Genomic DNA, 20058 nt, shown 5'->3' on the forward strand with positions numbered 1-20058 from the left:
TATGGTACATCCGGCAATACAGCAGATTATTCAATTGTTTGAGAGCAAAGGCGATTCTATGTATGGAGGTGAAGCTGTAACTCAATTAGAGCATGCACTTCAGGCGGCTTATCTGGCAAAATTAGAGCATGCGAATGATAGCCTTATAGCGGCCTCTTTATTACATGATATCGGGCATTTGCTGCATGATTTACCAGAAATGGCAAGTGAAGATGGAATAGATGACATTCATGAGGAATTAGCTGCAAATTTTTTGACCAGATATTTTACCGATGAGGTAGTTGAGCCCGTAAAGTTACATGTACAGGCAAAGCGATATTTATGTGCAACTGAAGAGGGTTATTATGAGCGTTTGTCACAACCCTCAAAAACCAGCCTTGAATTTCAGGGAGGCATTATGAACGCCGCAGAAGTAGAGAGGTTTACTGCTAACCCTTATTTCAGCGATGCAATAGCTTTGAGAAAATGGGACGACTTAGCAAAAGACCCTGATTTTATTACCCCTGATTTATCTGATTTTATATCCTCTTTAGAATTAACTTTAAAAAAATAGTATGAGCGTATTAATGGTTGTATTTGATATGGCTGGAACCACTGTCGACGAAGACAATGTGGTGTATAAAACATTGCAGGACGCAATCGTACATTATTCTTTCCCTGTAACCTTAGCCCAGGTATTGGAATTCGGGGCCGGTAAAGAAAAGTTACAGGCCATTATTGATATTTTGGAAAATACCGGTTATGCAGTCAATTCTGAAAATATCGATTTGATTTTTGCTTATTTCAATGAAAGACTGGCTAAAAATTATGAAACCCTGAATGTTAAACCTCTCCCTGATGTTGAACGTACATTTAAAGAGTTGAAGGAAAGAAATGTAAAAGTTGTTCTGAATACCGGGTATAATCGTAAAACTGCAGAATCGTTAATCGTAAAACTTGGCTGGAAAATGTTTGATCAATTTGATCTTTTAATTACTGCCTCCGATGTTAAGAATAACAGACCCCAGCCCGATATGATTCTTTTAGCTATGTCAAAGTTGAGCATTTCTGACCCTAAAAAAGTCATTAAAATTGGCGACTCTACGGTTGATATCCGGGAAGGGCAAAATGCAGAATGTTTATTAAGTGTAGGAATTACTACAGGTGCGCATACCCATGAGCAATTAAGTGAGGCTCATCCTGATTATATTATTGATAATATCTATGAGCTGATCGGAATTATTGATTCGCGAGGCCTGATCGGATAACTGTTCAGGAAAGCTGAGCCATTTTGCTGATCAAGTATCAGGACTTTATTCTCTGCTGATCTGAGAAGATATCATTCCATGACTGCCTGATTTATAACAATTTGCTGTTATTAAGTTAATAATCGGATAACATGTACTCTGTACTTTAGATTGTACTAATTTGATAAAAATTGAATCAACTTAATTCATTATTATCCGATCTGCTGTTCAGCATATTCTTTGTTCGTTTTTCCTCAATCTTCAGGCATTAGAATGATAAAAGAGAAGAGGCAGGTAGATTTGATCGTAATCTCAGATGTACATCTTGGCACCTATGGCTGCAGGGCAAAAGAGCTCTTACACTATTTAAAGTCGGTAAAACCCAAAACAATTGTATTGAATGGTGATATCATAGATATATGGCAGTTCAGTAAAAATTACTGGCCAAAATCTCACATGAAAGTCATCAAGTATTTAATGAACTGCCTGAGTAAGGGTGTTAAAGTTTATTACATAACCGGCAATCATGATGAAATGCTGAGAAAGTTTGAAGGGTTTAAAATGGGCTCATTTCAGATTGTAAATAAGGTTGTTTTTGAACTTGAGAATAATGAAAAAGCCTGGATCTTTCACGGAGATGTTTTTGATGTAACCATGCAGCATTCTAAGTGGCTGGCTAAAATGGGAGCAATTGGCTATGATTCACTGATTGTAATTAATAGTATTGCGAACTGGGTTTCGGAGAAAGTGTTCAATAAGGGCAAAATGTCATTTTCCAAAAAAATCAAGAACAGTGTGAAGGGTGCTGTCAAATTCATTAATAACTTTGAAGAGACAGCTGCAGATATTGGTATCAGCAATCAATATCAGTATGTTGTTTGCGGACATATCCATCATCCCGAAATGCGCAGAATTGAACAGGAACATGGTAGTATTATGTATTTAAACTCCGGCGACTGGATTGAAAATCTTTCTGCGCTCGAATATCATAAAGGTGCATGGAGTCTGTTTCGATTCAGTGATCTTGAGAGAGCTGCAATGTTGAATGTGCCTGAAGATGAAACTGATGAAATGAATATCAGGCAATTGTTTAATCAAATGCTTGCCGAGTTCAATCTAAGAAGTTCATGAAGATATTATATGCCATTCAGGGGACGGGAAATGGGCACGTAACCCGTGCAAGGGAGATAGTGCCTTTACTAAAGAAAGATCATGAGGTGGATATTCTGATCAGCGGTATTCAGGCTGATGTTGAATTACCATTTGAAGTTAATTATCGTTTTCATGGGTTAAGCTTCATTTTTGGAAAGAAGGGTAATGTTGATATCCCTGAAACCTATAAAAAATCCCGTTTAAGACAATTGGTGAGGGACATAAAATCGCTTCCTGTTAACAAGTATGATCTTGTGATCAATGATTTTGAGCCGGTATCTGCCTGGGCATGTTATTTTGCCGGAAAATCATGTGTTTCAGTAAGTCATCAGGCTGCGGTAATAAATAAGAAATCTCCAAAATCTCCTAAAATTGACCCTCTTGGGAAAGCCATTTTGCGTTCTTATGCACCGGCAATAAGTCAGTATGGATTTCATTTTCAGCAATACGATAAAAATATATTCACGCCGGTAATACGAAAAGAGGTAAGACGTAAAAAACCGGTTAATAAGGGACATTATACAGTTTATTTGCCTTCATACGATGATGGACGGATTGTTAAGGTATTGTCTATGATCCCAAATGTTGAATGGCAGGTATTTTCTAAGCATAATAAAGAACCTTTCCGGAAGGATAACATCTGGATCAGGCCAATCAATAATGATGAATTTATTGAAAGTATGGTTACTGCCGATGGTGTTTTTTGTGGTGCCGGTTTTGAGACTCCTGCAGAGGCACTATTTCTGAAGAAGAAATTAATGGTAATTCCAATGAAAGGTCAGTATGAACAGCAATGTAATGCTGCTGCATTAAAGGATCTGGGGGTGCCAGTCATAAAGAGCTTAAAGAAAAAGCATATCTCAAAAATATCAGAATGGGTATCAGATGGTAAAATTATTCCCGTAAATTACCCTGATAAAACAGCTGAAATTTTAGCTGATATTATTGAAAAGGAATCGGCAATGGAATTTCACAAAAGCCTGTTGGGCATAAAGAAAATAGACTTCCGCCCAATTCGAAACAATTATTTTTTTAAAAAAATTGAGAGGGTAACTTCGCGAATGTTCTGATGGTCAGACGTGCAGATTTTGATGAGAACTTTGTTTGGGGAGTGGCTGCATCTGCCTTTCAAACTGAAGGTTCGCCCATTGCCGATGGTAAAGGTTTGTCGATATGGGATGATTTTTCCAGGAAGAAGGGTAAAATATTTAAGGGTCATGCTGCCGATATCAGCAGCGACTTTTATAACCTGTATACCCGGGATATCGCATTGATGAAGTCAATGCATATTGATAACTTTCGATTTTCCCTGTCATGGTCAAGAATTTTCCCGCAAGGAAACGGACTTCTTAATCCCAAAGGTGCCGATTTTTATGATCGTGTAATTGATCTTTGTCTTGAGATGGGCATCCGGCCATGGGTAACCCTGTATCACTGGGATTTGCCTTTGGCTCTGGAACATAAAAAAGGCTGGGTAAACCGGGATATAGTTGATCATTTTTCTGATTATACAGCCTATTGTATAAACCGCTATGGCGACCGGGTAAAGCACTGGATGATACTTAATGAACCCATGGTTTATACCGGAGCCGGCTATTTTTTGGGTATACATGCCCCCGGAAAGCGCGGAATGGATAATTTTTTACCGGCAATTCATCATTCTGCATTATCGCAGGCAAAAGGAATTAAAATTTCCAAAGAGTTGAGGAGCGACCTGGAGGTTGGAACTACTTTTTCATGTTCTGCTATTCATCCGCATACAAGCAGTGAGAAAGACATTAAAGCTGCCGCAAGAGTAAATGCTTTGGTTAACCGCATGTTTGTTGAGCCGCTTAACGGTTTAGGTTATCCGGTTGAAAGCCTTCCTTTTTTAAAGCGTATCGAAAAGTTCATGCTTCAGCATGATGAAAATGACTTATTTGCCCAGCCTGATTTTATAGGTATTCAGAATTATACAAGGGAGGTTGTCAAACATTCTTATTTTACTCCCTATATCAATTCTACTTTGGTTCATGCAAAAAAAAGGGTGCCGGAAGTAACTGAGATGGATTGGGAAATTTACCCTCAGGCCATGCATGAAATGCTGCATGCTTTTTCGAGATATAATTTCAAGAAAATTTATGTGACTGAAAATGGCGCTGCCTTCCCTGATACTATTCATGAAGGAAAGATCTATGATGTAAAGCGGAAGAATTACCTGCAGTCGAATATCGCCGAAATCTTAAAAGCCAAAAATGAGGGGGTAAATGTTCAGGGATATTTTGTGTGGAGCCTGACTGATAATTTTGAGTGGGCAGAGGGATATCGTCCCCGGTTTGGACTTGTGCATGTAAATTACGAAACGCAGAAAAGGACCATTAAAGAATCAGGTCATTGGTACAGTGATTTTTTGAAGCACAGGGTTTAATAATTATCCTTATCTCTCCACAGATTTTTGAGAACAGGCAATTTGAGGAAGGTCAAACCTAAGGGGGCCGAAGATTAACTCAATTTTAAGACGGTAGTACTTTTATAATAAGTTTTAAGCCTGTTTGCAGTTAAGATTGACATCATCTTTGCATAAATATTAAAAATAGCTCTTAACCTCTTGGTTGGAGCCATTTTTTTCTACCCGGTTCTTTTTTTCTACAGTTTTAGTGCAGTACCTCTATGGATTTTCAAATAATGAGGAGTCTCCTGCTCATTGCTTAATTATTTATCAAATGGTTAGTTTAGAGTAAAAGCATGAGCTGCAGGTTTGCGCTGCCGGATCATTTTCCTGAACTCCCATGGTGCTATTGGGTTTTTTCCTTTCCAAAGTCCGGTTTTAATTGCTCTGGCCTGTTTTTCAAGTAAGTCAAATTCCCTCGATTTATCGTACTGTTTATAATGCCAGGCCATTCCGGCTTTCAAAAGTTCATGATTGAGATTCTTTCCATTAGGAAGCATCACAATTGCGATGGATCTTTTATAGCGATCTTGTTTGAGCACTTTAGCCTGTACGGTTTTTCCGAAAACCTGTGCCGAGGTATATTGCTTAGCAACATTTCCGAAATCCTGCTTTTTCTCTGGACAATCAATTCCGTGAAGTCTGATTTTAACCTGTGTATTGCCTCCGGTCAGCATGGTAAAAGTATCGCCATCGGCAACAGCAATAACCTTACCGCTAAGAATGTGTTGGCTGTATGCCGAAAAACTTAAAAGAAAAGATATCAGATAAATAATCACACTCTTCATAACACATCGGGGCTTTATTTTGCAGGACAGCAGAGCTGAAACTTTATACTGTTGACTCTGTTGCGGCTAAATATAGCTTAAGTTTTGCTGAGCATTGTAATTATATTAAAGAGAGTAACTAACAAATCGCTTTTTGTTTATTTTAGCTTTTGCTATCCTGATTCCATGAAAAAGATCCTGAAATTTCTCCTGCTTTTCAATTTGCTTTCATTGTTTTCTGTTGTGGTTTACCCTCAAAAAGTAAAGCATGTAATTCTGATCGGCTCAGATGGCTTTGGTGCCTATGCTTTTGAAAAGGCAAAAATTCCAAATCTGCGGGCCATGATGCAGGAAGGTTCCTGGTCATTGCAGGCAAGAACAGTTTTACCATCCTCGAGTGCTGCAAACTGGGCTTCGATGGTAATGGGTGCAGGGCCTGAGCTGCATGGCTATACCACCTGGGGCAGTAAAAAGCCGGATATGCCGGCAAGGGTTCTGGATGAATATGGAATGTTTCCGAGTGTATATGCACAGCTCCGTAAAGAAAAACCTGACAGCGAAATTGGTGTAATCTATGAATGGGAAGGCATTGGTTATCTTTTCCCGAAAGCTGCAGTCAATCATGATCAGAATGCAGATGGTGATATTGCCATTGCCAGTGCGGCTTCAAAATACATTAAAGAAAAGAAGCCGAATTTTTTGTTTGTTCATCTGCATGATGTGGATAGTGCAGGACATAAAATTGGTCATGGTACTCCTGAATATTTTGCAGCAATTGAACGTACGGATGCTCATATCGGAACAATCCTGAACAGCATCAAAGAAGCCGGTATAGAGAAAAATACGGTAGTTTTATTTACCGCAGATCATGGGGGTGTGAACAAGGGGCATGGCCTGATATCCATGAATGAAATGCAGATTCCCTGGATAATCAGAGGTCCCGGTATACATCAAAACCGGGAGATCTCTGAAAGTATTATGACTTTTGATACAGCAGCAACAATTGCAGAGCTTTTAAAGCTTAGCAGACCTCAGGTTTGGACAGGCCGGCCTGTCCAAAGCGCAATGAAATAATACAGTTTTAAATTAGTGCTGAATCAAATACCATTACCTTTGACCAAAGATGGCTGTAATTTTTTACAAAATCCTGATGCAGGGGGTGTACCTGATAAACTGCTTGTCCGGCAAGATCATCAAAATAGATCAGCTCTGATACACTCCAGGTAGCGTCTATCACACTTCGCTTTTCTGTTGCGGCAACTATACCAATATGCATTTCCCTGACGGTTTCAATCTTTTTTAAAGAGTTGATACCTTCTATCAGCTTTTTTCTGTCTTCTTCAGAATCAGGTCGTTTTAACCAGAAATAAACCTGATGTGCGATGCCTGGTTTGTTAGCGGAACCTTCCAATGGCATTCCGGATACAGCAGTTCCTGCTGTCAGGGCTGCTGCAGTACTTAAAAATTTTCTTCTGCTCATTATTCTTATTCTTTTGCTTGTATTCTGATCTAAACCTAAAGATTATTATTTGAGAAATCAATTATTCGGTCTCAATTGAACATTTAAACTCTTGCCTGATTATTCTATATTTATACATCTTAACCATTCCCTGATGAAGAGATACCTGCTAATCTGTTTGATCATACTTAACCTGAGTCATACAGCAATTGCCCAGAAATCTGTACTCTGGTACAATGCCCCTGCCGGCATTTGGGAAGATGCAATTCCTCTGGGTAATGGCCGTTTGGGTGCCATGGTGTTTGGTATTCCCGGAAAGGAAAGGATACAACTCAACGAGGATTCATTATGGCCCGGAATGGAGGATGAATGGGGCCTTGCTGAAGGCAAACCCGAAGATCTGAAACAGATCAGGGAATACCTGAAAAATGGAGATAACCATAAAGCAGATTCCCTGTACGTTTTGAAATTCTCCAGAAAGGGCATTGTTCGTTCGCATCAGACTCTTGGCGACCTATGGCTGGATTTTCAGTGGAAGGATGTGAAGAATTACAAGCGTAGCCTGGATCTGGAGACAGCCCTTGCAAGCACTGCTTTTATGACAGAAGGTCATCAGGTAATACAGGAAGTAATAGCCTCAGCGGCTGACGATGTTTTGCTGATCCGTTTAAAAACTACGCATCCGCAGGGTTTTCGTGGAAAAATCATGCTTTCGAGGCCTGAGGATGAAGGCTTTCCTACTGTAGAGGTTAAAGCCTTGAATAATCGTACCCTGGATATGTCGGGAATGGTCACTCAGCGTAAAGGGAAAATTGATTCCAAACCTTACCCTTTATTACATGGAGTAAAATTCAGAACATTACTTTCAGCTGAAAGTAATGATGATCAGATCAAAGTAAGCGGATCTGAACTACAGGTGAACGGTGCCAAAGAAATTGTGCTGAAATTGATTACCACAACATCTTATTACCATAAAGATTACCAGTTTAAAGCCGATCAGCAGCTGAATCAGATCACGGCAAAGAAATGGGATCAGTTATACGCTTCTCACTACAAAGAATATTCTTCGTGGTATGACCGTATGAAGCTGGATCTTAATACCGGAGAACCGGATAATATTCCAACAGATCAACGTATAAAAGCGGTTAAGGAAGGCAAAACCGATCTCCATCTTGAGAAACTATTATTTGATTTCGGCCGTTATTTGCTCATATCTTCCAGCAGACCGGGTGCAAATCCGGCGAATTTGCAGGGTTTATGGAATCAGCATATTACCGCTCCATGGAATGCAGATTATCATATCAATATCAATATGCAGATGAATTACTGGCCTGCCGAAGTATGTAATTTGTCTGAATTGCATCTGCCTTTTTTTGATTTTACTGATAAATTAATTGCAAAAGGGAAGGAAGCTGCGAGCAAGAATTTTGGAATGTCAGGTTCTGCATTGCCCCATTCAACGGATCTCTGGATGTCTGCTTATCTTCAGGCTGAAACCGCATACTGGGGTGGATGGATAGGATCCGGAGGCTGGATTGCACGTCATTACTGGGAACATTACCTGTTTAGCGGTGATGAGAACTTCTTAAGATCACGTGCCCTTCCCGCTATCCGCGAAATTGCAGCTTTTTATTCCGACTGGCTGATCACAGATCAAAAGGATGGTAAGCTGGTTTCATCACCATCTACTTCACCCGAAAATCAGTTTATCACTGCCAAAGGAATTAAGGCTGCCAGCACGATGGGTGCTGCCATGGATCAGCAGATCATCGGGGATGCTTTTGAAATTTTTGTTGCAGCAAGCGAGGTTCTGAAAGATAATTCGCCGCTGCTCTCCAAAGTTAAAATGCAGCTTCAGAGATTAAGACCGGGAGTAATATTGGGAGAGGATGGCCGTATTCTGGAATGGGACCGACCTTACGAAGAAACTGAAAAAGGGCACCGTCACATGTCGCATTTGTATGCGTTTCATCCCGGGGCATCAATCAGCAGAACCAAAACCCCCGAATTCTTTGAAGCAGTTAGAAAAACTCTGGATTATCGTCTTGCAAATGGCGGAGCAGGTACAGGCTGGTCAAGAGCCTGGCTGATTAATTTTTCTGCCCGTCTCCTGGATGGAGAAATGGCCCATGATCACATCCGGAAGCTTCTTTCACAATCACTGTATAGCAATCTTTTTGATGCACATCCGCCATTTCAGATCGATGGTAATTTTGGGTATACTGCCGGAGTGGCTGAAATGCTTTTACAATCGCACGAAGATGGTATCATTCGTTTGCTGCCGGCATTACCAAAAGCCTGGGCTAAGGGAAGTATTAGTGGAATTCGGGCCAGAGGAGGTCATAGCCTGAATTTTAACTGGGATAATGGAAAGATAAAGACATTAAATATCATATCCGGACAAGATGTTAATACTGTTTTGCATGTGAATGGGCGGGAATTACCACTCAAACTGAGTAAAGGAGAATCCAAAATCCTGAATTTTGAATAGATTTAACTCTACGGGATATACTGAATGCAATTGATAAATCTGCCATGAAGAAGATACTCAGAGAACAGGCGAGGAAGTTTGCCTTTAATTTTATGGATGAACCTCAGCTCTGGGTAAAGCCGGGCGAGTTATTTGAAATTGAAACCTGGGATGCTGCCAGTGGGTTCTTTAAAACAGAAGAGGATAAAGCTATTCCAGCAAATCGTCCGGGGTTTGACCGCTATCCTCCATTGGCAAATCCTATCGCCGGACCGGTCTTCATTGAAGGGCTTGAGCGGGGAGATACCCTGGTTGTAAACATTCAGGAGATAGAGGTTGCACAAACTTCCTGGATTGCAGTAGGGCCAAACCGCGGGCCGCTTGGTGATTCTTATCGCTGGTCAGACATTGCAGGCGAATACAGCACTAAAATATTTAAGCATAGTCCGGGTCCGGGAGGTACCACTATGGACGGCACCCTGCATTTCAATGATCAGATTTCCTGGCCAATCACTCCTTTTGTCGGTACCCTTGGTGTAGCTCCCGACAGGGATGTGTGTAATAGTCTGGAAGGTCAGGGTGATTGGGGCGGTAATCTGGATGTTCGTGATTTTAAGCCCGGGAATAAGATTTTTTTACCGGTATATCATGAAGGCGGATTGTTCTATCTTGGAGATGTTCATGCCAGTCAGGGAGATACTGAATATACCGGTACCGCCGCCGAGACACAGGCAAGGGTAAGAATCTCATTTGAGATTATAAAAGGTAAACGCCCCCAGGGGATTAGAATTGAAACACCAGATTCAATCATTACCCTTCATGCTTACCGTCCTTTGGAAGAAGCGGTGCATCAGGCTACTGTTTTTATGATGGACTGGCTGGTAAGTACTTATGGCTTCAGTCAGGTAGATGCGTATTGTTTTGTAAGTACCTGTCCTGATTTCAGAATCAATGTGTATCAGATGTGTAAGATAGGTAAGCTCAATTATGTTGCAGGGGCTGAAGTTCTGAAGAAGTATTTGCCAAATATCCGAACTATATGATAACCTTAAAAAATATTCAGACAGAGGTTGATACAGGGTATCTGTATAAAGTGCTGGCAGCCCATGAAGCTGATCCTCATGTAGCGAAGGTATTTAATGACATGAGCGGGATCGAGTATAGCCATGCATTGGCTTTCATGAAAAAGCACGGTCTTCCTGAATCTCAGATGCCGAAGCCATCAGGAAGGGCTAAAGCACTCGAATTCATAGGTAAAATTATTGGTTACGAGTATGTTTTAGGGGTATTACTGGATACTGAAAAGAGTATTTCAACCGCAATTGCTGGTGCCAGAAAGAAGACCGGTACAGAGTCTTCTGTTTCAGATACGGCTCATGTTCAGATTCTGCGCAATATTCTGAATAATCATAAAGAGATCTCAGGTTCTGCCCTGGCAAGGTTTGAGAAGAGGCATCGCTCTGTAGGTGGAAATGCTTTGCGTGCGGCTGTGTTGGGAGGGAATGACGGACTGGTTTCAAATTTCAGTCTGGTAATGGGTATTGCCGGAGCCAGCAGCGGGCAAAGTGAGGTACTTCTCACTGGATTAGCGGGCTTACTTGCCGGAGCACTTTCTATGGCTCTGGGTGAATGGATATCGGTTAAAAGTTCACAGGAACTTTACGAAAATCAAATGCAGCTGGAGCTGGAAGAGCTTGAAACTAATCCGGAGGGGGAAGAAAAAGAGCTGGCTTTGATCTATATTTCGAAAGGAATTCCGGAAGTTCAGGCCAGACAAATGGCTGCAGAGATTATAGGAGATAAAGAGAGGGCACATGAAATGCTGGTCAAAGAGGAGCTGGGAATAAATGCTGAAGATCTGGAAGGTTCGGCAATGGAAGCTGCAATAACCTCATTTTTGCTTTTTGCACTTGGAGCAATCATTCCGGTTATTCCGTTTTTCTTTTTAAGTGGCATCAATGCTGTATTAGTAAGCGCCGGTTTTAGTGCAGCAGGTTTATTTATTATCGGTGCTGCCATCACACTGTTTACCGGTAAAAGTGTTTGGTTTTCCGGATTAAGACAGGTATTCTTCGGTTTGGCTGCTGCCGCTGTAACTTATGGAATCGGCAGTCTGATCGGAGTTTCTCTTGGAGGATAACCCAAAGATGATCAAATTCCCAAACCTGCAGAACTTAAAGACCATTAATATTGAATTGTAACTTTTGTAACCTTATTTCCTTTTTGCTAATGAGACCTTTGTATGCAAATAAAAAGACATTATGGAAATATTAGGTTATATACTTGCTGTACTTGTAGGAGTTTCTTTGGGGTTGATTGGTAGCGGTGGCTCAATTCTAACTGTACCGATACTGGTTTATATTATGGGAGTTAATCCTATTCTGGCAACAGCCTACTCGTTATTTATAGTCGGTTCAACGGCTCTTGTCGGAGGTGTTCAAAGTGCACTTCAGAAAAAAGCTGATTTTAAAACTGTTCTGATTTTTGGAATTCCATCCATCGCAGCAGTTTATCTTACCAGAATGTGGCTGGTTCCATTGATCCCGTCTGAGTTATTTTCTATCGGATCATTAGTTATTACCAAGTCTATTGGTATTATGGTGCTTTTTGCAATCGTAATGATTCTGGCATCTATCAGTATGATCAGACCATGTAAGGATTGTGAAGACGGAAACGAAGACAAGCCCATGCAATATAACTATCCGATGATTCTTCTCGAAGGAGCCCTTGTTGGTTTATTGACGGGTCTGGTAGGTGCAGGTGGTGGATTTTTGATCATTCCTGCATTGGTTCTTCTGGCTCGCATGCCAATGAAACTGGCAGTAGGAACTTCTCTGTTTATCATTGCCGCAAAATCATTAATTGGTTTTATCGGAGATATTCAGGGTGGTCAGCTGATCGACTGGACATTACTCGGAACATTCACCGGTCTGGCAGTAGTGGGGATATTTATTGGAATTTACCTGGCTAAGAAGATCAGTGGCGAAAAGCTTAAAAAATCTTTCGGTTGGTTCGTTCTGGTTATGGGTATATACATTTTCGTAAAAGAATTATTTTTCCCATCCGCAGGAGGAGGTCATTAAGATGGAAAACAATCAGATTCATAACTCTGCTCAAATGAATCCTGACCTGAAACTTGATGAAAATTTCTGGAATGAGCGCTATAAAGCAAATGAAACCGGATGGGACCTGGGTCAGGTTTCTCCACCCCTGAAGGCATATATCGATCAGCTGGAGAATAAAGATCTGAGAATTCTGATACCCGGATGCGGTAATTCTTATGAAGCTGAATATTTGCTGGAGAAGGGTTTTAAAAACATTACAGTGATAGATATTGCTCCGGAGCCTGTAAACAGACTGAGAACTAAATTTCAATCTGATCCCAATATCAAAATCCTGTTGGGAGATTTTTTTACTCATAAAGCTGAATACGACCTGATTCTGGAACAAACTTTTTTTTGTGCCCTTGATCCTAAACTGCGTGAAAATTATGTGGAGGCCATGAAAAGCCTTCTTGTTAAAGGCGGTAAACTTGTTGGTGTCTTATTTAATAAGCAGTTCGGGCTGCAGAGACCTCCATTTGGAGGAACAGATGCAGAGTACAGGCTACTTTTTGGAGAAGGGTTTGAGTTCAAAACTTTTGAGCCATGTTATAATTCTTTTCCAAAGCGTGCAGAGTCAGAAGTATTTATAATTCTGGGAAAAAAATAAGTCTGATTATCTCTTTTTGATTGTAACCAATGTTACCAACTGTGGTAAGATTAGTGTCGACATTTGTATAAGTAATTCGGAGAAAAATAAATAAAAAATATAGATCCAATTAATTCAAATCTTAAAATTTAAAAATATGTTTTTTCAACACATTTATGATAAGAGCCTTGCACAGGCAAGTTATTTCATTGGCTGTCAAAGAGCCGGGGTAGCTGCAGTGATTGATCCGAAGCGCGATGTAGATACTTACCTCGAAATAGCTAAGGCCAATAACATGCAAATTACCCATATTTTCGAAACACATATTCATGCTGATTTCCTCTCAGGTTCACGCGAACTGGCAAAGCTAACAGGTGCTGATATGTACCTCTCAGATGAAGGTGGTGAGGGTTGGGAATATGAATTTGATCATATTGGATTAAAAGATGGCCAGATTGTAAAACTGGGTAACCTGATATTTGAAGTGATGCATACTCCGGGACACACTCCTGAAAGTATCAGCTTCCTTCTGACTGATACTCCGGCATCTAAAGAACCGGTAATGTTATTTACAGGAGATTTTGTTTTTGTAGGTGATATCGGCCGTCCTGATTTACTTGAAAAAGCGGCCGGCATGACCGGAACGATGGATGCAGGTGCAAAGCAAATGTATAAGTCGATCAATAAGTTCTCAGCACTGCCTGATTTTATTCAGGTATGGCCCGGACATGGTGCAGGCTCTGCTTGTGGTAAAGCATTGGGAGCAGTTCCAAGTACAACTGTTGGATATGAGAAAGTAAGAAACTGGGCATTGCAGTATGATAATGATGAGAAAGGATTCGTTCAGTACTTATTAGCAGATCAGCCTGAGCCACCAAAGTATTTTGCAATGATGAAGAAACTTAATAAAGTTGATCGTCCATTGTTAACTGAAGTACCCGCATTAAAGAAACTATCTTCTGCCGAATTGAAAGATGCAATGGGAAAAGGCATCAAAGTACTTGATACAAGAGATAAAGTTGAGTTTGCCGCAGGATTCATCCCGGGAACTTTAAATGTCCAGGGAAATAATTCCTTTGCTACATGGGCAGGCTGGTTCCTTAAATATGATGAGCAGTTTATCATTCTGGCTGATGAGTCAAAGCTTGATGACCTGACCAGAAAACTAATGCGTATTGGTTTGGATAATATCTACGGATATGTTCCATCAACCTCAACCTGGACTGAAGCAGGAGGCACACTTGAAAAAGCTAATGTGATCTCTCTGGAAGAGGCTAAAAAATTGATGCAGGAAGATGTACAGGTTGTGGATCTGAGAGGTGTTGCTGAATATAATTCAGGCCATATCGCTAATGCTGATAATGTATTTGTTGGAACATTGCCTCAAAATCTGGATAAGATCAGTAAAGATAAAAAGGTTCTGATTCACTGTCAGGGTGGAGACAGGGCAGCCATTGCTTACTCAATTCTTGCTAAGGATGGCTTTGATAATATTTCAAATTACTCAGGTGGTATTAATGAGTGGGTGAATAAAGGAGAACCACTGGTTTCATAATCCGGTCGGGTTTTTTTAAGGGAAACTGCCGGATAAATTCCGGCAGTTTTTTTTTGCAACAAATGTTACCATTGTGTTACAGAATATTAGCGATTTTTGTTATATCAAATTTAATATGATGAATGTAGAGCAAATTTACACCGGATGTTTAGCACAAGGTGCATATTACATCACCAGTAATGGCGAAGCTGCCATAATAGATCCTCTTCGTGAAGTGGAGCCGTATTTAAGCAGGCTTAGCAAAGATGGGGTTAAGTTGAAGTACATTTTTGAAACTCATTTTCATGCCGACTTTGTTAGCGGGCATGTGGATCTGAGTAAAAAGACCGGTGCTCCTATAGTTTACGGACCAAATGCAGCTTGCGAATTTGACTGTATCTCGGCAAAGGATGGTGAAGAGTTTAAAGTTGGCGCTGTGACCATTAAGGTATTACATACTCCGGGGCACACATTGGAGAGTACAACCTTTCTAATGAAGGATGAAAGTGGTAAGGACTATTGTATTTTCAGCGGTGATACACTTTTCCTTGGCGATGTTGGTCGCCCGGACCTTGCTCAGAAAGCAGCACATATGACTCAGGAAGAGCTGGCCGGCTTATTATATGAGAGTTTGAACAATAAAATAATGCCGTTGGCAGACGATGTGATTGTATACCCTGCTCACGGCGCCGGCAGTGCTTGTGGTAAAAATATGATGAAGGAAACCGTAGATACTCTTGGTAATCAGAAAAGAGTAAATTATGCCCTGAATCAACCTGATAAAGAGTCGTTTATCAAGGCAGTTACTGACGGGCTGCTTCCTCCTCCTGCATATTTCGGATATAATGTAGCAATGAATAAGAAAGGATATGAAGACTTTGATACTGTTTTAAATAATGGAATGAAAGCATTAAGTCCAGATGAATTCGAAGCTGTTGCAGAATCTACAGATGCACTGATACTTGATACAAGAGATAATACGATATTCTACAAAGGATTTATTCCCCAATCAGTGAACATTGGTCTTGGAGGCGATTTTGCACCATGGGTAGGAGCCTTGATAGTAGATGTTAAACAGACGATATTACTGGTAACTGAAGAAGGAAAAGAGGAAGAAGCCGTTACCAGATTAAGCCGTGTGGGTTTTGATAATATTCTCGGACATCTGAAGGGTGGTTTTAAAGCCTGGTTAATTTCCGGTAAACAGGCTGATGTTGTAGACAGAATTACAGCAGAGCAGTTTGCCAGGGAATTCAGACCGGGACAGGATAAGGTTGTTGATGTAAGGAGAGAAAGTGAATATGCTGCAGAGCATGTTGAAGATGCATATAACAGACCTTTGGCATATATCAACGATTGGATTAAGGATGTTGATCCTAAACAGCATTTTTTCCTGCATTGTGCCGGTGGTTACCGTAGTATGATGGCTGCTTCAATATTGCAGGCAAGAGGATACAGAAATTTTACTGAAATAGCCGGCGGTTTCGGATCGATAAGTGGTACGAATGTGCCAAAGACAGACTTCGTTTGCCAGAGTAAGGTAATGCCTGCCTGATTTTAATTAGCAGCTCACCAATTTAATTAACAAATTATGCAGGGTTTAAATAAAAACAGGTATCAATTTGCCTTACTGGTTCTGGTCAACGCTTTTGTAGGAGCGATGGTGGGTCTGGAGCGTTCCATTATGCCAAATTTTGGTAAAGTTGAATTTGGGATCAATGCCAATACTGCTTTAATGTCTTTCATTATTGCGTTTGGCCTGAGTAAATCTTTAAGCAATTATGCCGTTGCTGAGCTTTCTAAAAAATTTAGCCGTAAAACAATATTAATTACTGGCTGGATAGCAGCGCTTCCGGTACCTTTTTTATTAATGTATGCACCAAACTGGAACTGGGTAATTGCAGCAAATATTTTGCTGGGAATAAACCAGGGTCTTGCATGGAGTTCTACCGTGATCATGAAAATTGATCTGGTTGGCTCAAAAGATCGCGGGCTTGCTATGGGTATTAATGAGTTTGCCGGATACCTGTCTGTTGGACTTGCTGCCTGGCTTGCCAGTTCAATTGCAATGGATTATGGTTATGCTTATTTTCCCTTCATTCCGGGAATTATCTTTTCTGTAATCGGTTTATTAACGACCATCTTTCTTGTAAAAGATACCTCCCATTTTGTTCATGCAGAAAGCCTTACAAGTAAAGTCCCAATGCTGAGTAATATCTGGAAAGAAACTACATGGAAGCATAGGAACCTGGGTTCGGTATCATTAAACGGATTAGTAAATAACCTGAACGACGGAGTAGTATGGGGTCTTATGCCTGTATTACTTATGCAGAAGGGCTTCGGTATCGCACAGATTGGAATAATTGCCGGTATTTACCCTGCCGTTTGGGGTATTTCACAATTGATTACCGGTAAGCTGGGGGATAGTTATTGTAAGAAACAGATTATTACTTCCGGCATGCTGCTGCAGGCTTTGGCAATTATTGTAATGGCTATTGCCGGGTCAATGTCTTTACTCATTCTGGCATCGGTTTTACTTGGCTTGGGTACTGCATTGGTTTATCCAAATTTCCTGTCGGTTATTGCCGAATGGACCCATCCGGCACAAAGGGCTGAAAGTCTGAGTATCTTCAGGTTATGGAGAGATAGCGGCTATGTTTTCGGAGCTGTACTCAGTGGGATTCTTGCTGATCTGTTTGGTATTACAAACGCCCTGTTCATTGTGGCATTGATAACAGCAGTTGCTGGTATGATTGCAAACAAGAGGATGTGCTGTTCAAATAAAATATTCTGGAAGAGCGAGTCTTGTGTACCCGCATACTAATAAATTGTATCGTGAAAACAGATTCATTAATAAACAGAGATCTGATTCTGCGCGAGAATCTGGCTATTGAAAGAACTGACATGGCAATTGACAGAACATTACTGTCTTTTGTCAGAACAGCCTTGTATTTCGCAATTGCCGGTATGACGATTAACAGCTTACTAAAGTTAAGGTATGGCTTGTATATCGAGCTTGCATTCTGGATAACTGCTTTGTTTATTTTATCAATCGGATTCTATAAATATTATCATCAAAAGAGAAAACTTCGGAATAGCAGAAGGCATATCGGCAGCTATAAAATGACTCCGGAACAGAAATAAGTTTCAGAGAATTCATCTTACAGAACTTCAGAGGTAATAATTTTCAATTGTAACCTTTGTTACTCAGGTAGCCTGGTACTTACTTTACATTTGTTTTATAAAATTGCCTTAATTGTATAGTATGAAAGATATAATTTTTAAGAACTGGAACATTATCAGATTTCTTCGTTTGGGAATAGGAATGGCAATTGTTGTTCAGGCGATAATGGCTTCAGATGTTATGATAGCACTTGCCGGGTTGTTGTTTACCGGAATGGCCGTGTTTAATGCAGGTTGTTGCGGAACCTCGGGATGTGCCACCCCGGTAAGTAAAGTAAATACTGCCAAAGACATTACCTATGAGGAGGTTAAATAATTAATCTTTTAACATTAAAACCTACAGAAATGACATTTAATGAATTAATACAATCTGAAAAACCGGTTCTGGTCGATTTTTTCGCAGAATGGTGCGGCCCATGTAAAGTAATGGCGCCAATATTAAAGGATGTTAAGCAGGAGATTGGTGATTCAGCCAGTATTCTGAAAGTAGATGTGGATAAAAATCCTCAGGCTGCAGCAGCTTATCAGGTTCAGGGTGTTCCTACCTTGATTCTGTTTAAAGAAGGCAAAGTACTTTGGAGGCAAAGTGGTGTTGTTCCAAAGAGTGGATTGGTTGGAGTTATAAAGAAATTTACGGTATAAATATGTTTAACTTGTTAAAGAAGATATTTGGTTCTGCGCCTAAGCAGGATCTTAGCTTACTGATCAAAGAGGGAGCTTTTTTGGTGGATGTAAGATCTGCGATGGAATTTGCAGGTGGCCATGCTAAAGGCTCAGTAAATATTCCTTTGGATACGATACCCTCACAACTGGCAAAGTTTAAAGGTAAAAAGAATATTATCGTTTTTTGCCGTAGCGGTAACCGCAGCTCACAAGCTAAAATGTACCTTGATCAACAGGGATTTACTAATGTTGTGAATGGTGGTACATGGCAGGATGTGAAGAGTTTTGTGGGTTAATTAAAATATCTAACATAAATCAGGATCTGTATATCAATTTTACAGATCTGTATATTGAAAGATCAATAAAAAACTAAAAAATGAAAACAATAATTGTTGATGTCAGAACTGAAGATGAATTTAATTTTGACGGACATGCAGAATGTAGTGTAAATTATCCTTTAGATAAGATTGAAAGCTACGTGGATAACTTACGTCAATTTGAAAAGATCGTGTTGGTTTGCAGAAGTGGCAACAGAGCTAATATTGCCAGAAGCATTCTTCTGCAATCAGGTATTTCAAATATTGAGAATCTGGGTGCCTGGCAGAATGTTTCATGTAATTAATTCCTAAAATATTGATATGGAAAATTTGAAAATTTTAATTCCTACTGATTTTTCTGTTCAGGCAGAATATGCTTATCTGATGGTGAAGCGTTTGCAGGAGAAAACTGCAATTGACATTCACTTTTTGCATGTTCTGAATGTTCCGGATACAGTTACCATGGCTTCGGATGGTACTATTCAAACCTGTGGTGAGATCGATGTGAATTTCGTTAATCAGCAAAAAGATATAGCTGACCGAAAACTTGCAAACCTTAAGGTATTATATGGCGACCATATTCAGACACATCTGGTGCTTGGTAAAACCACAGATGCTATTCTTTCTTTCACAGGATCAAATCATTTTGATTTGATAGTGATGGGTACCAAAGGTGCAAGTGGTTTGAAGGAGAAACTTTCGGGTTCAGAAACTCAGATCATTGCCCGCAAATCAAAAACTCCTTTACTATCCCTGATGTGCGACCGTTCAGATCTTCAGATTCAGAACATTCTACTTGTGCATAATTTCAGTAATCCTCTTCAGGAGAATCTTGTATTGATGAAAAAATTGATTAATGCATTTGATCCAAAGATTCATATGCTTCAGATCACTTCCGGAAAAGTGGAGTTTGAGAAAGCAAAAGTTGAAGCTGATATGACCCGCTTTGCTGAATTAAACGGGATAAGCAATTTCGATTGTCATTTGATTAATGATAAGGATGTAGAGAATGGGGTAGTGCATTTTAATCAAATGATTAATATGGATATTGTGTGCATTGGTACACATGGTAAAAAGGGTGGATTTTTCCATCAAAGTGCAACAGAGAAATTGATTAATCATCTCTTCAAGCCGATTATTTCTTTTCACTTAAACAACTAAAAAAGATA

General features: G+C 40.1%; 22 protein-coding genes. 20 read left to right on the top strand and 2 right to left on the bottom strand.

Annotated elements, in window-relative coordinates:
* Position 1 precedes the first annotated feature (1 nt).
* From P2W72_RS00960 to P2W72_RS00980, 5 genes are all read left to right on the top strand, one after another.
* Entirely contained in the window at positions 2 to 553 is a 552-nt protein-coding gene (locus P2W72_RS00960) for a phosphonate degradation HD-domain oxygenase (protein WP_276358980.1), read from the top strand.
* A 1-nt stretch (position 554) separates the two neighbouring features.
* Positions 555 to 1247, top strand: coding sequence for a phosphonatase-like hydrolase (locus P2W72_RS00965; RefSeq protein WP_276358981.1), 693 nt, complete (start codon positions 555 to 557; stop codon positions 1245 to 1247).
* A 252-nt stretch (positions 1248 to 1499) separates the two neighbouring features.
* Positions 1500 to 2357: a UDP-2,3-diacylglucosamine diphosphatase gene (locus P2W72_RS00970; protein WP_276358982.1), complete on the top strand. Its 858-nt coding sequence runs from the start codon at positions 1500 to 1502 to the stop codon at positions 2355 to 2357.
* Positions 2354 to 3448, top strand: a complete 1095-nt coding sequence (locus P2W72_RS00975; RefSeq protein WP_276358983.1) for a glycosyltransferase family protein — start codon at positions 2354 to 2356, stop codon at positions 3446 to 3448. Before P2W72_RS00970 ends, P2W72_RS00975 begins: the two co-directional genes overlap by 4 nt.
* Complete coding sequence (locus tag P2W72_RS00980; RefSeq protein WP_276358984.1) at positions 3448 to 4785, top strand: GH1 family beta-glucosidase; 1338 nt, start codon at positions 3448 to 3450, stop codon at positions 4783 to 4785. The genes P2W72_RS00975 and P2W72_RS00980 overlap by 1 nt, the downstream gene beginning before the upstream one ends.
* 299 nt (positions 4786 to 5084) lie before the next feature.
* Here the strand turns inward: P2W72_RS00980 and P2W72_RS00985 are convergent, their stop codons facing one another.
* On the bottom strand, positions 5085 to 5594 hold the full coding sequence (locus tag P2W72_RS00985; RefSeq protein WP_276358985.1) for a thermonuclease family protein: 510 nt from the start codon (positions 5592 to 5594) through the stop codon (positions 5085 to 5087).
* Between the two features lie 165 nt (positions 5595 to 5759).
* On the opposite strand from P2W72_RS00985, the gene P2W72_RS00990 reads away from it, so the two are divergent.
* A complete protein-coding gene (locus tag P2W72_RS00990) occupies positions 5760 to 6647 on the top strand; it encodes an alkaline phosphatase (protein ID WP_276358986.1) in 888 nt (295 codons plus the stop codon).
* A gap of 7 nt (positions 6648 to 6654) precedes the next feature.
* Here P2W72_RS00990 and P2W72_RS00995 read toward each other — a convergent pair whose 3' ends face one another.
* Positions 6655 to 7053 carry a Dabb family protein gene (locus P2W72_RS00995; RefSeq protein ID WP_276358987.1) on the bottom strand — a complete coding sequence of 133 codons (399 nt, stop codon included), beginning with the start codon at positions 7051 to 7053 and terminating at the stop codon, positions 6655 to 6657.
* A 133-nt stretch (positions 7054 to 7186) separates the two neighbouring features.
* On the opposite strand from P2W72_RS00995, the gene P2W72_RS01000 reads away from it, so the two are divergent.
* The 14 genes from P2W72_RS01000 to P2W72_RS01065 all read left to right on the top strand — a co-directional run bounded on the left by P2W72_RS01000 (position 7187) and on the right by P2W72_RS01065 (position 20050).
* Entirely contained in the window at positions 7187 to 9523 is a 2337-nt protein-coding gene (locus P2W72_RS01000; protein ID WP_276358988.1) for a glycoside hydrolase family 95 protein, read from the top strand.
* Positions 9524 to 9567: 44 nt separating this feature from the next.
* Positions 9568 to 10545, top strand: a complete 978-nt coding sequence (locus P2W72_RS01005) for an acetamidase/formamidase family protein (RefSeq protein ID WP_276358989.1) — start codon at positions 9568 to 9570, stop codon at positions 10543 to 10545.
* Entirely contained in the window at positions 10542 to 11642 is a 1101-nt protein-coding gene (locus P2W72_RS01010; RefSeq protein WP_276358990.1) for a VIT1/CCC1 transporter family protein, read from the top strand. Before P2W72_RS01005 ends, P2W72_RS01010 begins: the two co-directional genes overlap by 4 nt.
* 121 nt (positions 11643 to 11763) lie before the next feature.
* Entirely contained in the window at positions 11764 to 12585 is an 822-nt protein-coding gene (locus tag P2W72_RS01015; RefSeq protein ID WP_276358991.1) for a sulfite exporter TauE/SafE family protein, read from the top strand.
* Between the two features lies 1 nt (position 12586).
* Entirely contained in the window at positions 12587 to 13213 is a 627-nt protein-coding gene (locus P2W72_RS01020; RefSeq protein ID WP_276358992.1) for a methyltransferase domain-containing protein, read from the top strand.
* A 136-nt stretch (positions 13214 to 13349) separates the two neighbouring features.
* The gene (locus P2W72_RS01025) at positions 13350 to 14747 is read left to right on the top strand and encodes an MBL fold metallo-hydrolase (RefSeq protein ID WP_276358993.1); all 1398 of its coding nucleotides are present in this window, start codon (positions 13350 to 13352) and stop codon (positions 14745 to 14747) included.
* 118 nt (positions 14748 to 14865) lie between these two features.
* Positions 14866 to 16281, top strand: coding sequence for an MBL fold metallo-hydrolase (locus tag P2W72_RS01030; protein WP_276358994.1), 1416 nt, complete (start codon positions 14866 to 14868; stop codon positions 16279 to 16281).
* A gap of 36 nt (positions 16282 to 16317) precedes the next feature.
* Positions 16318 to 17550 (top strand): MFS transporter, encoded by a 1233-nt coding sequence (locus P2W72_RS01035; protein ID WP_276358995.1) that lies wholly within the window; start codon positions 16318 to 16320, stop codon positions 17548 to 17550.
* 11 nt (positions 17551 to 17561) lie between these two features.
* Complete coding sequence (locus tag P2W72_RS01040) at positions 17562 to 17870, top strand: DUF202 domain-containing protein (protein ID WP_276358996.1); 309 nt, start codon at positions 17562 to 17564, stop codon at positions 17868 to 17870.
* Positions 17871 to 17991: 121 nt separating this feature from the next.
* Positions 17992 to 18225, top strand: a complete 234-nt coding sequence (locus tag P2W72_RS01045) for a hypothetical protein (RefSeq protein ID WP_276358997.1) — start codon at positions 17992 to 17994, stop codon at positions 18223 to 18225.
* A gap of 29 nt (positions 18226 to 18254) precedes the next feature.
* A complete protein-coding gene (trxA, locus tag P2W72_RS01050) occupies positions 18255 to 18551 on the top strand; it encodes a thioredoxin (RefSeq protein WP_276358999.1) in 297 nt (98 codons plus the stop codon).
* A 2-nt stretch (positions 18552 to 18553) separates the two neighbouring features.
* The gene (locus tag P2W72_RS01055; RefSeq protein ID WP_276359000.1) at positions 18554 to 18868 is read left to right on the top strand and encodes a rhodanese-like domain-containing protein; all 315 of its coding nucleotides are present in this window, start codon (positions 18554 to 18556) and stop codon (positions 18866 to 18868) included.
* An 80-nt stretch (positions 18869 to 18948) separates the two neighbouring features.
* Entirely contained in the window at positions 18949 to 19194 is a 246-nt protein-coding gene (locus P2W72_RS01060) for a rhodanese-like domain-containing protein (RefSeq protein WP_276359001.1), read from the top strand.
* A gap of 16 nt (positions 19195 to 19210) precedes the next feature.
* Positions 19211 to 20050, top strand: coding sequence for a universal stress protein (locus P2W72_RS01065; protein ID WP_276359002.1), 840 nt, complete (start codon positions 19211 to 19213; stop codon positions 20048 to 20050).
* Positions 20051 to 20058 lie beyond the last annotated feature (8 nt).

It is taken from the genome of Daejeonella sp. H1SJ63 (assembly GCF_029360775.1).
In the GTDB taxonomy this organism is placed as follows: domain Bacteria; phylum Bacteroidota; class Bacteroidia; order Sphingobacteriales; family Sphingobacteriaceae; genus Daejeonella.